The following is a 17,415-nucleotide window of genomic DNA, read 5'->3' as shown; positions in this document are numbered from 1 at the left end:
CTCTTACATGCATTTTTTTCATCATACCACAAATAAAAGAGAATTTCACGAAAGACTGCGCCATTTCAACCGAAGTCGCTTCAATTGTCTCCCCTTGGAGGCACTGACTCCGTCAAGCTTGCCGCATTTGGTTCTTTGATATGGGCAAATAATGGATCGATCTGCCAAATATCTGCTGCATAATTTCGCACCGTTTCATCCGCCGAAAACTTCCCAGCATTCGCAATATTCATTAGACTGATTTTTTGCCAGCGATGAGTATCTTGATAAGCAATATCCACCCGATGCTGTGCATCACAATAGGCGTGGAAATCTCTTAATAAAAAGTACTCATCATTGTATTTCAAAAGTGAATCAAAAATCTCGCGGCCTTCTACTTGAATATTGGGGATTGTCCCGTCAATAAAGGCATTGACTACACGTTGCAATAGTGGATCTGACTCATAATACGCATAGGCAGAATAATTACGCTGGGCGTAATACTGATACACTTCTTCTTCGGTTAGCCCAAAGATCGCGATGTTTTCATCACCGATTGCATCTCGAATCTCAATATTGGCACCATCTAAAGTGGCGATCGTTACTGCCCCATTTAGCATCAACTTCATATTGCTTGTCCCAGAAGCTTCTTTGGAGGCCAATGATATTTGTTCACTGACATCCGCTGCTGGGATAATTTTTTCTGCTAAAGAAACGTTGTAATTTTCTAAAAAAACAACCTTGATTTTATCATTGATGGTTTCATCATGATTGATCAGATTCGCCACTTCATTGATGACTTTAATGATCGATTTTGCGTAGTGATAGCTTGGTGCGGCTTTGGCACCAAAGAGAAAGACTCTTGGATGAAACGCAGCAGTTGGATCGTCTTTGACCTCAAAGTAGAGCTTTAGAATATGCATAAGATTTAGTAATTGTCGTTTGTATGCATGCAGACGCTTGATCTGCACATCAAATATTGCCGTCGGATCTACTGTGATGCCCGTTGCTTTTTGAATGTACTGTGCTAGTGCACGCTTGTTACTCATTTTTGCGTCGGCAATTTGTTGGAGAACAGTTTCGTCCTCATAATAGTTTTTGAGTAGTTGCAGGTCTAATGGATCATTGCGCCAGCTTGTACCGATGGACTGATCCAATACTTTGGCTAACGGTTGATTGGCTAGCTGAAGCCAACGCCGTTGCGCGATGCCGTTGGTCTTATTGTTGAAACGGGCAGGATAAATAAGATAAAAGTCATGGAGTACCACTGATTTTAGTAAATCAGAATGGAGCTTGGCTACGCCATTGACACTGTGGCTGCCGATGATCGCGAGATGTGCCATATGGACTTGATCATCAATAATGATTCGCGTCCGTTCCAGTAAGGCTTGCGGATGGACCCCTTGCATCGTTTCCACAAAACGGCGATCAATTTCTTTGATGATCTGATCCATTCTCGGCAAAACTTCTTCAATCATGCGCACGGGCCATTTTTCTAAGGCTTCCGCCATGATCGTATGGTTCGTATAACTCATGACTTTCACGGTGATCGACCACGCTTGTTCCCAAGCAAGACCTTCTTCATCAACTAAAATGCGCATCAGTTCTGGGACGCAAAGGGCTGGGTGCGTATCATTGATGTGGATCGCTACTCGTTCACTCATCATGGCCAAAGGTAAATTCAATTTTTTATAATAACGGACGATACTTTGGATCCCTGCAGACACAAAAAAGTATTCTTGCATCAGCCGGGTCCGTTTGCCTGTCTCATTGGAATCATCGGGATACAAGACCGCTGTCAGATTTTCCAATGCTTGCCGCGATTCTAGTGTCGCGTAGTGCGCCTCATCTTCGACAGGAACCTCAACACTCCATAAACGCAAGGTATTGAGATGGTGATTTTGGTAGCCAACCATTGCTGTATCATAAGGAACCGCCCGCCAGGTAAAGCCACCTTCATAAACTGGGGCTAATTTCCCGTCCTCTCCGGTAACGAGATAGACATGGCCCCCGAAACGAATAGGCACCGCCTTGCTTTCTTTGCGGACTTCCCAAACATTCCCCGAACGCAACCAGTCATCGGGCAACTCTACTTGATGACCGTCAATAAATTTTTGTTTAAATAATCCGTAGCGATAGCGGATCCCATTGCCATTTCCCGGCAAACCTAAAGAAGCCAATGAATCCATAAAACAAGACGCTAAGCGACCGAGTCCCCCGTTGCCTAAAGCCATGTCTTTTTCCGTCTCTGCAACATCGTCAAGTGAAACCCCTAACTCTTCAAAAACGGCTTCCGCTTGCTCCAACAGCTGCATATTTAACAGATTACTCTTTAACATTTTGCCGGGTAAAAATTCGATTGAAAAATAATACGCTTGTTTCTGATCCTCCAACAAGAGATTTTTTCTGGTCTGACGCCAGTCTTCTGAATACATTTGCTTCACGACATTGGCTAGCGCCTGAAACAATTCCTGCGGTGATGCTTCATCGATCTCTATCGCAAACAGTTCGTGCACGTTGGTTTCTAACAGATCACGCAATCGTTCTTTTGTCATAGGGTTACACTCCTTTATGCTAACCGTTTATAAAAAAGAAGAATTCTTGCCGCCAGAATGGCTAGTCATACAACTAGCCGTTCTGTTGCAGACAAGGATTCTTCTGTCTTAAAACAATCAAACTTTGATATTATTATACAACTCAACATAAAGATCTGAGCTTTGATTCCAGCTAAAATCTTTTTTCATTGCTTGCTTGACTAATGCCGTCCATGTTGTCGGATCCGATTCATATAATTCAATCCCCTGTTTTAAGGCATTCATCAAGTAAAAAGGTGAAAACTCTTGGAAGCCAAAGCCGGTTCCTTGTTTCGTGATCGGATTATAGGAATCCACCGTATCTTTCAAGCCACCGATTTCATGAACGATCGGTAATGTACCATAACGCATCGCGATCATCTGCGATAGTCCACATGGTTCAAAAGCCGAAGGCATCAAGAAGAGATCTGCTGCTGCGTATAACTTTTGCGCCAATGCAATATCAAAAGAAATCGCGGCAGCACATTTGTCAGGATATTTCTGCGCAAAGTAGCGAAAGCCTTCTTCAAAATCATGCTCACCGGTTCCCAATAGGATAAACTGGACATCAAACTGCAAGAGGTTTTCCATTTCTTCAAGAACTAAATGGAACCCCTTTTGAGTGGTCAAACGACTAACAACGGAAATCAGCGGAACCTCTTTACGAGTTGGCAAGCCAAACTGTTCTTGTAGCGCTCGCTTGTTTTTAGCTTTTCCTGATAAATCCTCGACACTGAAAGGATAGTCCAAATGAGGATCGGTTTCTGGATCATTCATTTCATAATCAATTCCATTCAAGATACCGCTTAGCTTGCCACTTTCCATGCGTAAAATGACTTCAAGACCACAACCAAACTCAGCTGTTTTGATTTCTTCACTATAGGAAGGACTGACGGTCGTGATGCGGTCCGCATACAAGATTCCTGCTTTCATAAAGTTCAAGCAATCGTTTAAACGCAAGGTTCCATCATCATATCTTTCCGTACCCATCCCAAAAAGATCCGGTAAAATATCGCGACTATACCACCCTTGAAACCCAATGTTATGGATCGTCAAAACGGTGCGTATGTTTTGATACGCTTGGATCCAATGATATTTTTCTTTGATCAAGAACGGAATCATCGCCGTATGGTAATCATTGACATGTACGATGTCTGGAATAAATTCAATGCGTTCCATCATTTCGATCACGGCTAATTGGAAGAAAGCAAAGCGTTCCCCATCATCATAAAAATCATAGAGCCGTTCGCGACCAAAATAGTAGAGATTGTCTATGAAATAATAGGTCACAGCGCCTAGAACTAATTTTTTGATTCCACAATATTGCTTGCGCCAGCCGACCGCCACTTCAAAGGAAAAACAATCTTCCATTTGGTCTTGGTATTCGGCAGGCATTTTCGTGAAATAAGGTAAGACGACAACTGTCTCGACGCCTTTTTTGACCAACTCTTTTGGCAATGCACCTGCAACATCCCCTAACCCGCCTGTTTTAAAAAACGGAGCGCATTCTGCTGCTGTAAACAAAACCTTCATGCGCTTGCTCCTCCGATTACATCTTCTGTCACATGAGAATTCTTCTTAATGACAATCGGCGTTTCTTTGGTTCCCTGCACTTTTACACCTTCTGCGATGGTTACATTTTTATCTAAGATCGCATAAGAGACTTCGGCACCTGCTTTGATTTCGTTATTCCCGAAAATGATCGCACCTTTGACTTTTGCCTCAGGATGGATTTTCGTACGGCGAGCAACCAGTGACTGTTCGACCATACCTTCCACGATGCAACCAGAAGCAAAGTGGCTATTTTTCACCTCAGACGTTTCCGAATAATAGGTTGGTACTTCATTCTTCAATTTGGTATAGATTTTTTGATTCGAATAAAGCAATGAGGTGAATTTATGCACATCTAGCATGTCCATATTTGTTTGATAATATGAAGAGATATCATAAATGTTACTTAAGTAACCAGTGTACTCATATAGGCCAGTGTTCTCCACAGAGATCATCTCTCGTAAAAATTGACCGAGATCTGCCGTTGCGCCAACTTTTTGCCCTTCTTTAAGAGCCGCGATCAGACGATCCGTTTGAATGATAAAAATATCCGTACACAAGTTGACTAGGGAGCCAACTTCCCCTTTTTTCGCTTGGATCGCTTCTTCTAAGTGTCCTTCACTGTCAACATTAAACAACAAGTCACTTTCAGAAACATTGTCACTGCCGATGCGTTTATACACCACAGTCATTTCATTGCCTTGTAGTTGATGAATTTTCAGCAAAGCACGCAAATCGATGTTGCATAAGATTTTGCTGCCCATAAATACAGTGTGATCTGATTTCGATTTTTCCAAATAGTCAATGACGTTATAGTAGTACTCTTGCCCTTCGGCTTGCTTTTTCAATGAGTCTTGAAATAAGTGGATAAAGAACCGGTTTTGAACACCGTCCAAGTTCCACTCTTTTCCACCACCGATATGATCAAAAACTGACTGAGTCTCTCCTTCATTGAAAATCATGTAGACTTGTTTGATGTTGGCATTTTCAATACTTGAAAGATTGAAATCCAGCAAGCGATATTTGCAGTCAAACAACAAGGTCGACAGCGGACGATTCTCCGTTAATGGCAACAAGTCTTGGTATCGCTGTAGGTTCCCTAAAATTGCACACATTTTATTAGTTCTCATCAATCGTCACCCCTAAAATTTCAGAATAGCCGACTACGGCAATTTCGTCTGTTCCATCGATCTCTGCGTCGTCACCAATCACTGCATTTTCCCCAACGATCACTCGATTTAATTTGACATTTCTGCCAATCACCGCTCCAGGCATGATTACGCTATCTTTGATAGTCGAGCCTTCTTTCACTTGCACGTTCTCTGATAAAATACTGTGCTCGATCTCCCCAGCAACATAGCAGCCGTCCATCACAAGCGAATTTTTAGCAGCACCGGTTTCAGTTACAAAGTGCGGCGGTGCGATTGGGTTTTTGGAGAACACTTGCCAGCTTTTATCCCGGATATTCAACTCCATGGCTGGATCAATAAATTCCATGTTGGCTTCCCACAATGAATCGATCGTTCCTACGTCTTTCCAATAGCCAGAGAAGCGATAGGCAAAAACGTTGTCGCCGCTTTCTAGATAAGAAGGAATGACATGTTTCCCAAAATCGACCATTTCGCCGTCTTTTGTGTAGTTACTCAAAAGCATACTGCGTAGACGACTCCAATCAAATATATAGATCCCCATCGAAGCAAGATTGCTTTTTGGTTCGGCTGGTTTTTCATCAAATTCGATGATGCGGTCATTTTTATCAGTATTCATGATCCCGAAACGAGAAGCATCTTTCATCGGAACTTCGAGAACTGCAACCGTCAATGAAGCATCATTTTCTTTGTGTTTTTCCAGCATTTCTTCGTAATCCATTTTGTAGATATGGTCGCCGGACAAAATCAAGACATATTGCGGGTCCATCTCATCGATATAGGCGATGTTTTGATAGATGGCATGGGCAGTTCCCTCAAACCATTTTTCGCCTTCTGAATTTGAATATGGCTGTAAAATCGTCACACCGGTACTGATTCCATCCAATCCCCAACTGGCACCATTGCCGATATGGTTGTTCAGTGCTAAAGGTTGGTACTGCGTGACTACACCCACATTTTTGATTCCAGAATTGACACAATTACTCAACGTGAAATCGATGATCCGATACCTGCCGCCAAACGGAACTGCTGGCTTGGCAATATTTTTTGTTAGTTTCCCTAAACGAGTCCCTTGTCCTCCTGCGAGGATCATTGCTAACATTTCTGTTTTCATTTTGTTTGGTGATCTACTCACCGTTCCCCCTCTACTCTTTTTTTATGCTTTCTTTACTGCTTTTTTACGAGTCATTTTGATTTTTTCTGGTTTGATAATCAAAGCCCCAAGTGCAGGCAAAATTGTTTTGATTTGATAGTCGTATTGTTTAAAAGGGGCATTACTGGTCTGGCAGTCTTGGTTATTAGCCACCCAAGTTCCACCAAATACATCCCGTTCAGTGTTTAAAATCTCTCGATACGTTCCTTCGTATGGCACGCCGATCGCAAAATCGTGACGCTCCACTGGTGTCAGATTGACAACAACAATCAAGAAATCTTTTTTCGTTTTTCCTTGTCGTAAGAAAGTCAATGTCGTTTCATCTAAGTTGTCTGCATCGATCACCATCAATGAATCTTCTTGATCATCCAATTCCCAAAGGGCTCGTTCTTCTTTGTATAGTTCATTCAAGGTCTGGGTGAAGAACTGCATTTTTGCATTTAATGTGTCGTTTAAATCGACCCATTCAAGCCCATGATCATATTTCCATTCTAAAAACTGTCCCCATTCACTACCCATGAATAACAGTTTTTTCCCTGGATGCATCATCATGTACGTATAGAGATTTCGTAGTTGTGAAAACTGTTTGTAGCGGTCCCCCCACATTTTATGCATCAAACTTTTTTTACCATGAACGACTTCATCATGAGAAAGTGGCAAGATATAATTTTCTTGCATCCGATACATGAAAGAGAAAGAAAGCAGATTTAAATGATCTTTACGGAAAATCGGGTCCATTTCATAAAAACGCAGGACATCGTTCATCCAGCCCATATTCCATTTATAATCAAATCCTAACGCGCCTTCTTCGACCATTCCTGTTATTTTGGTTTCAGACGTACTTTCTTCTGCAATCATGACCACTGCTGGATGGGCTAACTTGATAACAGAATTAAGCTTCTGTAAAAAGTAATAGCCTTCAAAGTTGCGATTGCCCCCTTCGTGATTTGGTTCCCATGGACCTTCATCATAATCGCGATAGATCATGTTGGAAACGGCATCTACCCGAATACCATCAATATGATAAAATTCGATCCAGAACAAGGCACTTGAGATCAGAAAGCTTTGGACTTGTGGTTTGCCGAGATCAAAGTTGATCGCACCCCAGCGAACATTTTTGGCACGGTTTTCATCCATGTATTCAAATGTCGGCGTGCCGTCATAATAAGCTAGGCTGTCATCATTGACACAAAAATGTCCTGGTACCCAATCAACAAAGACACCAATATTTTCTAAATGGCATGCCTCTACAAAGTCTTGAAATTCTTCTGGTGTCCCATAATAGGAACTGAGCGCAAAATAACCTGTCAGCTGATAGCCCCACGAGGTACCTAATGGATGTTCCATCAAAGGCATAAATTCAATATGGGTATAACCCATTTTTTTCACATAAGGAATAAGTTCATCTTTTAATTCAGAGAAGCGATAAGGGGTGCCGTCTTCGTGATGCTTCCACGAGCTGGCATGAACTTCATAAATATTTAGAGGTCGATTAAATGTTTTCTGTCTTTTTTTGCGGCCTTGCCATAGTCCATCCCGCCATTTTTTTTGTGGGATCGAATGCAACACGGCAGCAGTTCCTGGTCGAGCTTCGAAATGGACAGCAAAAGGATCAATCTTCAATACTTCTCGTCCATTTGCTTGTTTGACTTTGTATTTGTAAAGCTGTCCTTCTTTTACTTGGTTGGTCTCAATCTCCCAGACCCCAGATTCTGCCCTTTTATTCATTGGCAAAGTGTCTGTCCATTGGTTGAAATCACCAACCAGCCAAACTTGTTGAGCGTTTGGTGCCCAAACACGAAACACATAGCCGTCATCCGCTTGATGGGCTCCTAAGAAATGTTGGACATAAAAATTTTCACCGCTCAGAAAGTCCTTTTCTGCAGTCAGTACCTGTTGTTTGGTAACCACTCTCTCATCAGTCCTCCTTCGACTCATCTTGATCGCTTATTCTTTAACGATCGATCATTGTCCCATTTTTTAATAGAGAAGCATTTGCAATCAAACGATCTCTACTGTTAGCATAGCATAAAATAAAATTCTAGTAACCTAATAACCCTATGATACGAACGAATTATTCAGGACAGAAAAAAACAGCTTGAACGTATCTGTTCAACCTGTTTCAGCTCTACTTTTTAGCTTTTGGAAAATGAAGTATGTGACTACACTTAACTGAAACAAACTTGCCAAAACCAGGATGAAAACAACCATCACCGGAAATGTCTCAGTTAATTCAACATATGCCAGCAGTGTCCCAAATGCAGAAGAGGCGGAGCAAAAACACCAGAATCGAAACCCGTAAAAACTCGTCACTACGGTATAAAGACTAATAATCCCCAATAAGAAAAGCTGAGTAAATCGGTCAAATACCGTATCGGTATAATAAATTTCACCTAACATGACTTGGATCGTACCAAAACTAGTTGGTACTTTATAAAGCGTCAGCAATGCACCGATCAAACTGAATGCACCAATCAAAAGATGACTGCCAGCTAAGCTGATTCGAATGTTTAGTTTCACGCGTCCTTCACAACCTTCAATCTTCGATCCTTTTACGAAAACAACTGCTTCTACAGCCGTTTCCCTTCTTCGCTAGAGCCGAAATCACCTTCAATTATTTTGCTTGCCAAAGCTCTTTTACTTGCCCATCGGTGTAAACTTTATAGGCTTTATTTACTGCCAAGGACTTGTCTGCGTGACCAATTAAGTAATAATTGCCATCACAGTCAAACTCTCCCTCACTCAATAATTTATAACTCGTTAATGGACCATCTGCCATTTTTTTTGCCAAATAACGAAGGGCATTCGCGGGATTCACTAAATAGTTTTGATTCACTAGCCAATCAATAACCACTGAAACGATCGTATTTGCCCCAAATCGTTCCTTTTGCTTTAATGCGAGAATGAGATCTCCATCAGAAAAACGCGTTTCATCGATCCCCGCATTTGTAATTGCTTGCCGTGCCGCTTCTATCTCTGACATTGATACGAATGTAATCATTTCTGCTTTCGTTTTATTCCGTTCCAACTGTTCAAAATCAACCGTTTTATATCCTTCCATTTTTATATCCCCTTTCAACGTTCTAAAATCATCATATCATCAAGAAATCAAATCTCCAAACAAAACGATCGTTATATTTTAATTTTTATTCATCAAATTATCATTTTAGTGAACAAGAAAAAAAGCTATTAGAATAACATCTAACAGCTTTGTAATATTCAGAAAATTTAAAACAAATAACATAATTATTAGAAATCTCAATTATCATTGAAAAAAAACGTGTTGTATGAACCTGCTTTTTTCACTAAGTGAGCGAGCACTGATCGTTGCAAGAAAATATCCTTTTCAGCAGATGGATAACGGCCGTTTTTTAGATTATCACAATTTATTTCTTCCAGCAAGAAATCTAGCTCGGAACTAACGATTTTCAACTGTTGAAGCGATTCTAGAAAAATACTCGGACGCACTTTTTTGTTTTTACGGATACGTTCAAAGATGACACTTACTTGATCTAAGTAATAGACCGGATCGACATCGCCGATCAAATCCATTAGTTCGTCATAAACCGATAGATTTTGCAGCTGGCGATTTGCTTCAAAAAAAGCCGGCAGCGTTGGTGGCCATGGCGCTTCTGCGTATGAGATCATCTGAAAACTTTCATGGGCCAAGGAATAAACAATCCCCTGCTCCACCTCCAGCAAACAACCATAGAAGTATTTATTTTCATTACTTAATGTCGCAAAGTTTTTGAGAAAACCAGCGATTTCTTGTGTTGACCAATCAAGGGCATCTTGATAAAAACCGTCACTTTCTTTCAGCTGCTTTTGATCTTCTTCAGTATAAACAGGAAAACCTAAAAAATAGCGTCGATTTTGGCGGATGATCAAAGCTGATGCGATCAGACGGTCAAGGGTTTTATCAAATGACACCTCTGGAAACTTCGCTTTTAGCTCTCGTAGTGTCGGCGGTTCTTGACAGCTTAAAAGCACATGAACCAAATCATGGAATTCAGAAGATGCCACTATCGGTTGCAACGAACGATAATGGGGACTATAAAAAAATTTCACTGTGTGTACTCCTTATTAAAAAAATCATGAAAAATGCTGGCTTGATCTACCAAAACAGATCTCACCAGCACTCTGACATTTATCCTAATTATCCTTCGAAAACCGCTGTTAATTGAGGAACGATTTGTTTTTTACGAGAAACAACGCCAGGTAAAAAGGCACGATGGTTCGTTAATGTCGTTTCAAACGCTGCTTCTACTGGGGCAATTGGTTCACCAACAACTAATAGCTCAGAATTACTGTCTAAGATATCAGTAGCAACAAGCAAGAACAAATCATAGCCATTTGCTGACATTGATTCTTTCATGGCAGCTTCCAATTCTGCTTGACGGTCAAAGACCTCTTTTAGGTCGACTGTATTGACTTGTCCGATACGGATGTTTTTCCCGCCCATTGGGAAGCTTTTTGCATCAAGATCCAGCAATTCTGCGGCTGATTTCGTCCCAAGATTTGTGCCGGCTTTCAACATATCCAATCCGTATGCTTCCAGTTCAACACCTGCTAAAACCGCTAATTCTTTTGCTGCCGCTACATCTTCATCGGTACATGTTGGCGATTTGAACAACAATGTATCGGAGATGATCGCTGAAAGCATGATTCCTGCGATCGCTTTTGGAATTTCCACTTGATTTTCTTTGTATAACTTCAATACGATCGTACTGGTACAACCAACAGGTTCTGCACGATAATACAACGGATTGGCTGTCTCAAAGTTAGCAATACGGTGATGATCAACCACTGCTAATACAGTAACATCCGCAATATCTGCTGCACTTTGTTGAAATTCGTTATGATCCACTAACATTACTTCTTGGGTTTCCTTTGCCACTGAATCGATCACACGAGGAGCAGCCAGGCTAAAGGTGTCTAGTGCAAATTGTGTTTCTTCATTTGGTGTACCTAGCGCTACTGCTTCACAGTCTTTCCCAAGTTGATTTTGTAAGTTCGCAAAGGCAATCGCTGCACCAATGGCATCGGTATCAGGATTTTGATGACCAAATACTAATATTTTCGACATTTCTTCATCGCTCCTATTTCAATTGATATTCACTTTCTAATCATAGTAAAAAAACAGGAAAGAAGCAATAGCAATCTCTTCTTTCCTGTTTTGATCAACGGGTTAAGTAGCCTTTATAGTCATCTACATGGAGCAAACGTTTGGCATTTTTCACCCGATCTTCGGTTGGTGGTTCGATCCCTTCAAGGGGATATTTCAAGCCTAGCTCATCCCACTTGTATTTCCCCATCGTGTGATAAGGTAAGATCTCAACTTTATCGACATTCTTCAACGTCTTGATAAATTCATCCAAACGGATCAAGAAGTCATCATAATCGCTTCTAAAAGGAACCAGGACGTGACGAATCCAGACAGGTTGATTGATCTCTGAAAGATAATTCGCCATATCCAAAATATTATCATTGGATTGCGTGGTTAGCTCTTTATGGGCTTTGTTATCGATATGTTTGATATCAAACAACAGCAAATCGGTCACAGTCATCAACTCTTGAAACTTACTGAAAAAAGGCTCTTCTCGTGTAAATGGTTTTCCGCAAGTATCCAATGTTGTGCTGACCCCTTCTGCTTTGGCTTTACGAAACAGATCGATCAGAAAGTCCATTTGAAGTAACGGTTCCCCGCCACTAACGGTGATCCCACCTTTTTGTCCCCAGAATTCGCGATATTTCAACGCCTCTTCTAAGACGTCATCGGTCGTTCGTTCGACACCCGTGCCAATCTTCCAAGTATCTGGATTATGACAAAACTGGCAACGCATGCGGCATCCTTGCATGAATACAATAAAACGGATACCTGGTCCATCTACTGATCCAAAACTTTCTGTTGAATGTACTTGTCCTGTTACTGCCATAATGCTCTTCCTTTCTTCGAAACGACGGATAACCATGCTCCGTCTGATACTCTCAAAACAAGAGGCGGCGGATTTTCCCGTCCGCCGCCTGAAGTTGTTGCTTATTACATTGCTTCGTGCATTGTACGAGCAATGACATCATCTTGTTGTTCTTTGGTTAATTTAATGAAATTAACCGCATAACCAGAAACCCGAATCGTTAATTGTGGGTATTTTTCTGGGTGAGCTTGCGCATCAAGTAATGTATCACGGTTAAATACGTTGATATTTAAGTGGTGACCACCTTTTGCTGCATAGCCATCTAGCATTGTTGCTAGGTTTTCTTGTTGTGTCTCATCGTCACGACCTAATGCTTTAGGTACGATTGAGAAGGTGTTTGAAATACCATCTAATGAGTAATCATATGGTAATTTCGCAACTGACGAAAGACTTGCTAATGCACCATGCGTATCGCGGCCATGCATTGGGTTTGCACCTGGAGCAAATGGTGCACCTGCACGACGTCCATCAGGCGTGTTCCCTGTTTTCTTCCCATAAACCACATTAGAAGTGATTGTAAGGATCGAAGTTGTATGTTTTGCATCACGATATGTTTTTGTGCGTTTTACTTTCTTCATGAAAGCTTTCAACAAGTTGACTGCGATATCATCTACACGGTCATCATTGTTTCCGTATTTAGGATAATCGCCTTCGATTTCGTAATCTTCAACAATGCCGTTTTCATCACGAATCGTACGAACTTTGGCATATTTAATCGCTGATAATGAATCAACTGCAACAGAGAAACCAGCGATACCAGTAGCCATCGTACGTAGAATATCTGTATCTTGGAGCGCCATTTCAATGCGTTCATATGAATATTTGTCATGCATGTAATGAATGATGTTCAATGTGTTCACATACAGATCACAAATCCAGTCCATCATTGTGTCATATTTTTCCATTACTTCGTTGTAATCCAAGTATTCAGAAGTAATTGGTTGGAATTTTGGTCCAACTTGTGCTTTTGATTTTTCATCGACCCCACCGTTGATTGCATACAACAATGTTTTCGCTAAGTTGGCACGAGCACCAAAGAATTGCATTTGTTTCCCGATGCGCATTGCGGATACACAACAAGCGATTCCGTAATCATCGCCCCAATGTCCACGCATCACATCATCGTTTTCATATTGAATCGCTGATGTTTGGATCGACATTTTCGCACAGAATGTTTTGAAGTTATGAGGCAAACGTGTTGACCATAAAACAGTCAAGTTTGGTTCTGGTGCTGGACCTAAGTTTGCTAGCGTGTGTAAGAAACGGAAGCTGTTTTTTGTTACCATGTGGCGTCCATCTTCACCCATACCAGCGATTGACTCAGTTACCCAAGTTGGGTCTCCAGAGAACAATGCGTTGTAATCAGGCGTCCGAGCAAATTTCACAAGACGTAGTTTCATGACAAAATGGTCAACGATTTCTTGTGCTTCTTCTTCAGTGATCACGCCATTTTTCAAATCGCGTTCAACATAAATATCAAGGAAAGTTGACGTACGTCCCAATGACATTGCCGCACCATTTTGCTCTTTGATGGCTGCTAAGTAACCAAGATATAACCATTGGAATGCTTCTTTCGCCGTTTGAGCTGGTTTAGAAATATCAAATCCGTAAATGTTTCCTAATTCTTTCAATTCGCTTAAAGCGCGAATTTGTTCACTTAATTCTTCACGTTGGCGGATAATGTCTTCAGACATGGTTCCGTTTCCGCAATACAATAGGTCTTGTTGTTTTTCTTTGATCAAGAAATCCACTCCGTATAATGCAACACGACGGTAGTCACCAATGATCCGGCCACGGCCGTATGCATCAGGAAGACCTGTGATTACACCAGAACGACGAGCTGCTCTGATTTCAGGTGTATAGGCATCAAATACCCCTTGGTTATGTGTTTTACGGTAGTCGCGGAAAATGTGAGAAACTTCCGCATCGATTTCATAGCCGTAAGATTCTGCTGCTTGTTCTGACATGCGGATGCCGCCAAATGGTTGCAAGCTGCGTTTAAATGGTTTTTCCGTTTGGAAACCAACAACTGTTTCTAAGTTTTTGTCTAAGTAGCCAGGTCCATGAGAAGTAATCGTTGAAACGACTTTTGTATCCATATCCAATACGCCGCCAGCTTCACGCTCTTGCTTGTTCAGTTCCATGACTTGATCCCATAGCTTCGTCGTTGCTTCAGTAGCATCTGCTAGGAATTCATCTGTTCCGTCATAAGGTGTGTAGTTTTCTTGGATGAAGTCGCGTACGTTTACTTCTTCTTTCCAAGTTTTTCCTTTAAATCCATTCCATTGTTCCATCTGATGGACCTCCTTAAATTTTCTGTTCACTAATGTAACAGCTTTACGTGAACAGTATAACACACACCCTAATGATTGCAAGTGTTTTCAAGAATTATTTTGAACAATTTAGTTTTTTTTAAGATTTTTATTATTAAAAACGTTGATTTATAAGCATTTATCAAATGTGAATCTTTTATTAAAGTGCGTTTTTTATTAATGTGAAAGATTAATTAAGAGGCAAAAAAGCAACCATTCTGTACTGGTACAGAATGGTTGCTTTGTTATAATTTATAGTACAGAATCCTCTGCGATTGCAGGACTGATTTGTGTTTTCACTTCGTAGATTTGCCCCCCTGTTTTCTCATCCATGATAAATGAGCCGTTGGAGGTCCGATCATTGATCGGGATTTGATTCGTGATGACTTCAAAGGCTTGTCCTTTTTGGTTGGTTACCAGTAGCTGCTGGTTCTCACCATTCCCCATATAGACTACGCGATGAGGGTTTTTCTTCAATTCCCGTAAGACCATCAATCCACGCTTCGCCCGTCCTAATTGGGTGATCTCTTGGGCTAGCATGCGTTTTGCTGCGCCACGTTGGGTAATCAGAACGATCGGTGTATCCCCTTCTGAATAAACTAACAACCCATTGATAAGATAATCATCCGCTTTAAGGTTCATCGCTTTGACCCCAGCTGCTTTTGGTCCCACAACGGGCACTTCATTAAGCGAATACCGTAAGCCAAAGGCAAGATGACTGACTAAAAAGACATCCATTTCTTCTGTTTGATCAGTCAAAAAGACATTGACTAATTCATCTGATTCATCTTTCAGCTTCATGATCGTCATTGGCCGTGTCTTATAGGTGCGCCAAGGTTCAAATTCCGTCATTCGTGTTTGTTTAATCATGCCGTTTTTACTGATCAGCACAAAGTTTTTCAACGGATCGATCTCTTTGTAGGCAAAGACCCCAATGATCATTTCATCTTGCGCCAGTGTCATAACCGTTTGCGAAATATGTTCGCCTAGATCTTTCCATTTTAAATCAGGCAATTCATGAACCGGACGATAGATCGTGTTTCCTTTATTGGTTACCAATAACAGATGATCCAACGTATTCATTTGGTTGCTGTAAAGTAAAGAGTCGCCTTCTTTCATGCCGATCTCTTCTGGTTTTGAGGCACCGTAAGAACGCAAACTGCTGCGTTTGACATAACCGTCTCTTGTGACTGTCACGACGACTTCTTCTTGCGCGACTAAAACTTGTGTTTCGATCTTGATTTCTTGAATTTCGGCTTCGATCTCAGTCAATCGCGGTGTCGAATATTTTTTCTTGATCTCCCGCAATTCCTTTTTGATCACTTTCAGTAATTCACTTTCCTCATTTAAAATCGTTGTCAATTCAGCGATCGTTTCAGCAAGTTCTTTCGCCTCTGCTTGCAATTGTGTGATATCCGTATTGGTCAAGCGGTACAACTGTAAGTTCACAATGGCTTCTGCTTGCTCTTCCGTAAAACCGTGCTGAACAACCAGATTGTTTTTGGCATCTTTTTTGTCTTTACTGCCGCGAATGGTGGCGATCACTTCATCAAGAATCGATAAAGCTTTGATTAACCCATCGACGATATGCTGTCTCTTTTGGGCTTTTTGCAGTTCAAAACGACTGCGTTTTTCGATCACTTCACGCCGATGCTTGATGTAGCTTTCTAAAATCCGTTTCAAACCGACTTGTTGGGGGCGCATATTGTCGATAGCCACCATGTTGAAGTTGTAGTTGATCTGCAATTCGGTATTTTTAAATAAATAATTTAAAATTCCTTGTGCATTTGCTTCTTTTTTCAGCTCGACAACGATCTGCAAACCAGTACGGTCAGTTTCATCACGCACTTCAGCAATCCCGTCGATCCGTTTATTCAAACGAATCTCATCCATTTTTTTGACTAGATTGGCTTTATTGACCTCATAGGGAATCTCATTGATAACGATTTGCTGCTTGCCACCTTTGATGTCTTCGATCTTGGTTTTCGAACGCAGGATCACTTTGCCTTTGCCTGTTTCATAGGCTTTTTTGATTTCTTCTTTCCCTTGTAAAATCCCTCCTGTTGGAAAATCAGGGCCGGGAATATACTTCATCAGCTGATCCAAAGAAGCTTGCGGATGGTCGATCAAATAGACCGTTCCATCAATGATTTCCCCTAAATTATGGGTGGGAATTTCCGTTGCATACCCAGCTGAGATCCCAGTTGAGCCATTGACTAACAGATTTGGGTATTTTGCTGGTAAGACCGTTGGTTCTTTTTCGGTATCATCAAAATTCCACACCAATTCGACGGTGTTTTTTTCTATATCTTTTAACAGCTCACCACTTAATTCTGAAAGTCGTGCTTCGGTATAACGCATGGCAGCTGGCGGATCACCATCCATACTCCCGTTGTTTCCGTGCATTTCAATCAAAATCTGACGCAATTTCCAGTCTTGGCTCATGCGGACCATTGCTTCATAAATACTCGAGTCACCATGGGGATGAAAGTTCCCCATGATATTCCCGACTGATTTCGCTGATTTGCGGAAGCCTTTGTCATACGTATTGCCGTCTTGGTTCATGGCGAACAAGATGCGCCGCTGAACCGGTTTTAACCCATCACGAATATCTGGCAATGCCCGTTCTTGAATAATGTATTTGGAATATCGACCGAAGCGATCTCCCATCACTTCTTCCAATGTCAATTCTTGTATATTGCTTCTGTGTTCCAAGAGACCACC

Annotated in this window: 12 protein-coding genes; all 12 read right to left on the bottom strand. The window is 41.3% G+C overall.

Annotated elements, in window-relative coordinates:
• Positions 1-80 precede the first annotated feature (80 nt).
• The 12 genes from IGJ74_RS07215 to parC all read right to left on the bottom strand — a co-directional run bounded on the left by IGJ74_RS07215 (position 81) and on the right by parC (position 17,406).
• Positions 81-2,534, bottom strand: a complete 2,454-nt coding sequence (locus IGJ74_RS07215) for a glycogen/starch/alpha-glucan phosphorylase (protein WP_218193333.1) — start codon at positions 2,532-2,534, stop codon at positions 81-83.
• Positions 2,535-2,651: 117 nt separating this feature from the next.
• On the bottom strand, positions 2,652-4,085 hold the full coding sequence (glgA, locus tag IGJ74_RS07210; protein ID WP_144330976.1) for a glycogen synthase GlgA: 1,434 nt from the start codon (positions 4,083-4,085) through the stop codon (positions 2,652-2,654).
• Complete coding sequence (gene glgD / locus IGJ74_RS07205) at positions 4,082-5,233, bottom strand: glucose-1-phosphate adenylyltransferase subunit GlgD (RefSeq protein WP_218193334.1); 1,152 nt, start codon at positions 5,231-5,233, stop codon at positions 4,082-4,084. The genes glgA and glgD overlap by 4 nt, the downstream gene beginning before the upstream one ends.
• The gene (locus tag IGJ74_RS07200) at positions 5,223-6,365 is read right to left on the bottom strand and encodes a glucose-1-phosphate adenylyltransferase (RefSeq protein ID WP_016613232.1); all 1,143 of its coding nucleotides are present in this window, start codon (positions 6,363-6,365) and stop codon (positions 5,223-5,225) included. The genes glgD and IGJ74_RS07200 overlap by 11 nt, the downstream gene beginning before the upstream one ends.
• 42 nt (positions 6,366-6,407) lie before the next feature.
• A complete protein-coding gene (gene glgB / locus IGJ74_RS07195) occupies positions 6,408-8,342 on the bottom strand; it encodes a 1,4-alpha-glucan branching protein GlgB (RefSeq protein WP_016613231.1) in 1,935 nt (644 codons plus the stop codon).
• A gap of 174 nt (positions 8,343-8,516) precedes the next feature.
• Positions 8,517-8,924: a hypothetical protein gene (locus IGJ74_RS07190; RefSeq protein WP_005236791.1), complete on the bottom strand. Its 408-nt coding sequence runs from the start codon at positions 8,922-8,924 to the stop codon at positions 8,517-8,519.
• Between the two features lie 94 nt (positions 8,925-9,018).
• Entirely contained in the window at positions 9,019-9,465 is a 447-nt protein-coding gene (locus tag IGJ74_RS07185) for a hypothetical protein (RefSeq protein WP_005236794.1), read from the bottom strand.
• 197 nt (positions 9,466-9,662) lie between these two features.
• On the bottom strand, positions 9,663-10,472 hold the full coding sequence (locus tag IGJ74_RS07180) for a DUF1803 domain-containing protein (RefSeq protein ID WP_218193335.1): 810 nt from the start codon (positions 10,470-10,472) through the stop codon (positions 9,663-9,665).
• An 88-nt stretch (positions 10,473-10,560) separates the two neighbouring features.
• Positions 10,561-11,490 carry a manganese-dependent inorganic pyrophosphatase gene (locus IGJ74_RS07175; protein ID WP_005236800.1) on the bottom strand — a complete coding sequence of 310 codons (930 nt, stop codon included), beginning with the start codon at positions 11,488-11,490 and terminating at the stop codon, positions 10,561-10,563.
• A 94-nt stretch (positions 11,491-11,584) separates the two neighbouring features.
• Positions 11,585-12,340, bottom strand: a complete 756-nt coding sequence (gene pflA / locus IGJ74_RS07170; RefSeq protein ID WP_005229643.1) for a pyruvate formate-lyase-activating protein — start codon at positions 12,338-12,340, stop codon at positions 11,585-11,587.
• A 104-nt stretch (positions 12,341-12,444) separates the two neighbouring features.
• Positions 12,445-14,673, bottom strand: a complete 2,229-nt coding sequence (gene pflB / locus IGJ74_RS07165) for a formate C-acetyltransferase (protein ID WP_008379680.1) — start codon at positions 14,671-14,673, stop codon at positions 12,445-12,447.
• Between the two features lie 270 nt (positions 14,674-14,943).
• Entirely contained in the window at positions 14,944-17,406 is a 2,463-nt protein-coding gene (gene parC, locus IGJ74_RS07160; RefSeq protein ID WP_005236805.1) for a DNA topoisomerase IV subunit A, read from the bottom strand.
• Positions 17,407-17,415: the final 9 nt, after the last annotated feature.

Origin of the sequence: Enterococcus sp. AZ009, from assembly GCF_050548785.1 — a bacterium.
In the GTDB taxonomy this organism is placed as follows: domain Bacteria; phylum Bacillota; class Bacilli; order Lactobacillales; family Enterococcaceae; genus Enterococcus_D; species Enterococcus_D entomosocium.
This window is presented reverse-complemented; position numbering and strand designations above follow the sequence as displayed.

What these genes read in the sequence shown, in the direction of transcription:
- IGJ74_RS07215 (WP_218193333.1), bottom strand. Translation starts at nt 2,534, where the DNA reads ATGACAAAAGAACGATTGCGTGATCTGTTAGAAACCAACGTGCACGAA.
- glgA (WP_144330976.1), bottom strand. Translation starts at nt 4,085, where the DNA reads ATGAAGGTTTTGTTTACAGCAGCAGAATGCGCTCCGTTTTTTAAAACA.
- glgD (WP_218193334.1), bottom strand. Translation starts at nt 5,233, where the DNA reads ATGAGAACTAATAAAATGTGTGCAATTTTAGGGAACCTACAGCGATAC.
- IGJ74_RS07200 (WP_016613232.1), bottom strand. Translation starts at nt 6,365, where the DNA reads ATGAAAACAGAAATGTTAGCAATGATCCTCGCAGGAGGACAAGGGACT.
- glgB (WP_016613231.1), bottom strand. Translation starts at nt 8,342, where the DNA reads ATGAGTCGAAGGAGGACTGATGAGAGAGTGGTTACCAAACAACAGGTA.
- IGJ74_RS07185 (WP_005236794.1), bottom strand. Translation starts at nt 9,465, where the DNA reads ATGGAAGGATATAAAACGGTTGATTTTGAACAGTTGGAACGGAATAAA.
- IGJ74_RS07175 (WP_005236800.1), bottom strand. Translation starts at nt 11,490, where the DNA reads ATGTCGAAAATATTAGTATTTGGTCATCAAAATCCTGATACCGATGCC.
- pflA (WP_005229643.1), bottom strand. Translation starts at nt 12,340, where the DNA reads ATGGCAGTAACAGGACAAGTACATTCAACAGAAAGTTTTGGATCAGTA.
- pflB (WP_008379680.1), bottom strand. Translation starts at nt 14,673, where the DNA reads ATGGAACAATGGAATGGATTTAAAGGAAAAACTTGGAAAGAAGAAGTA.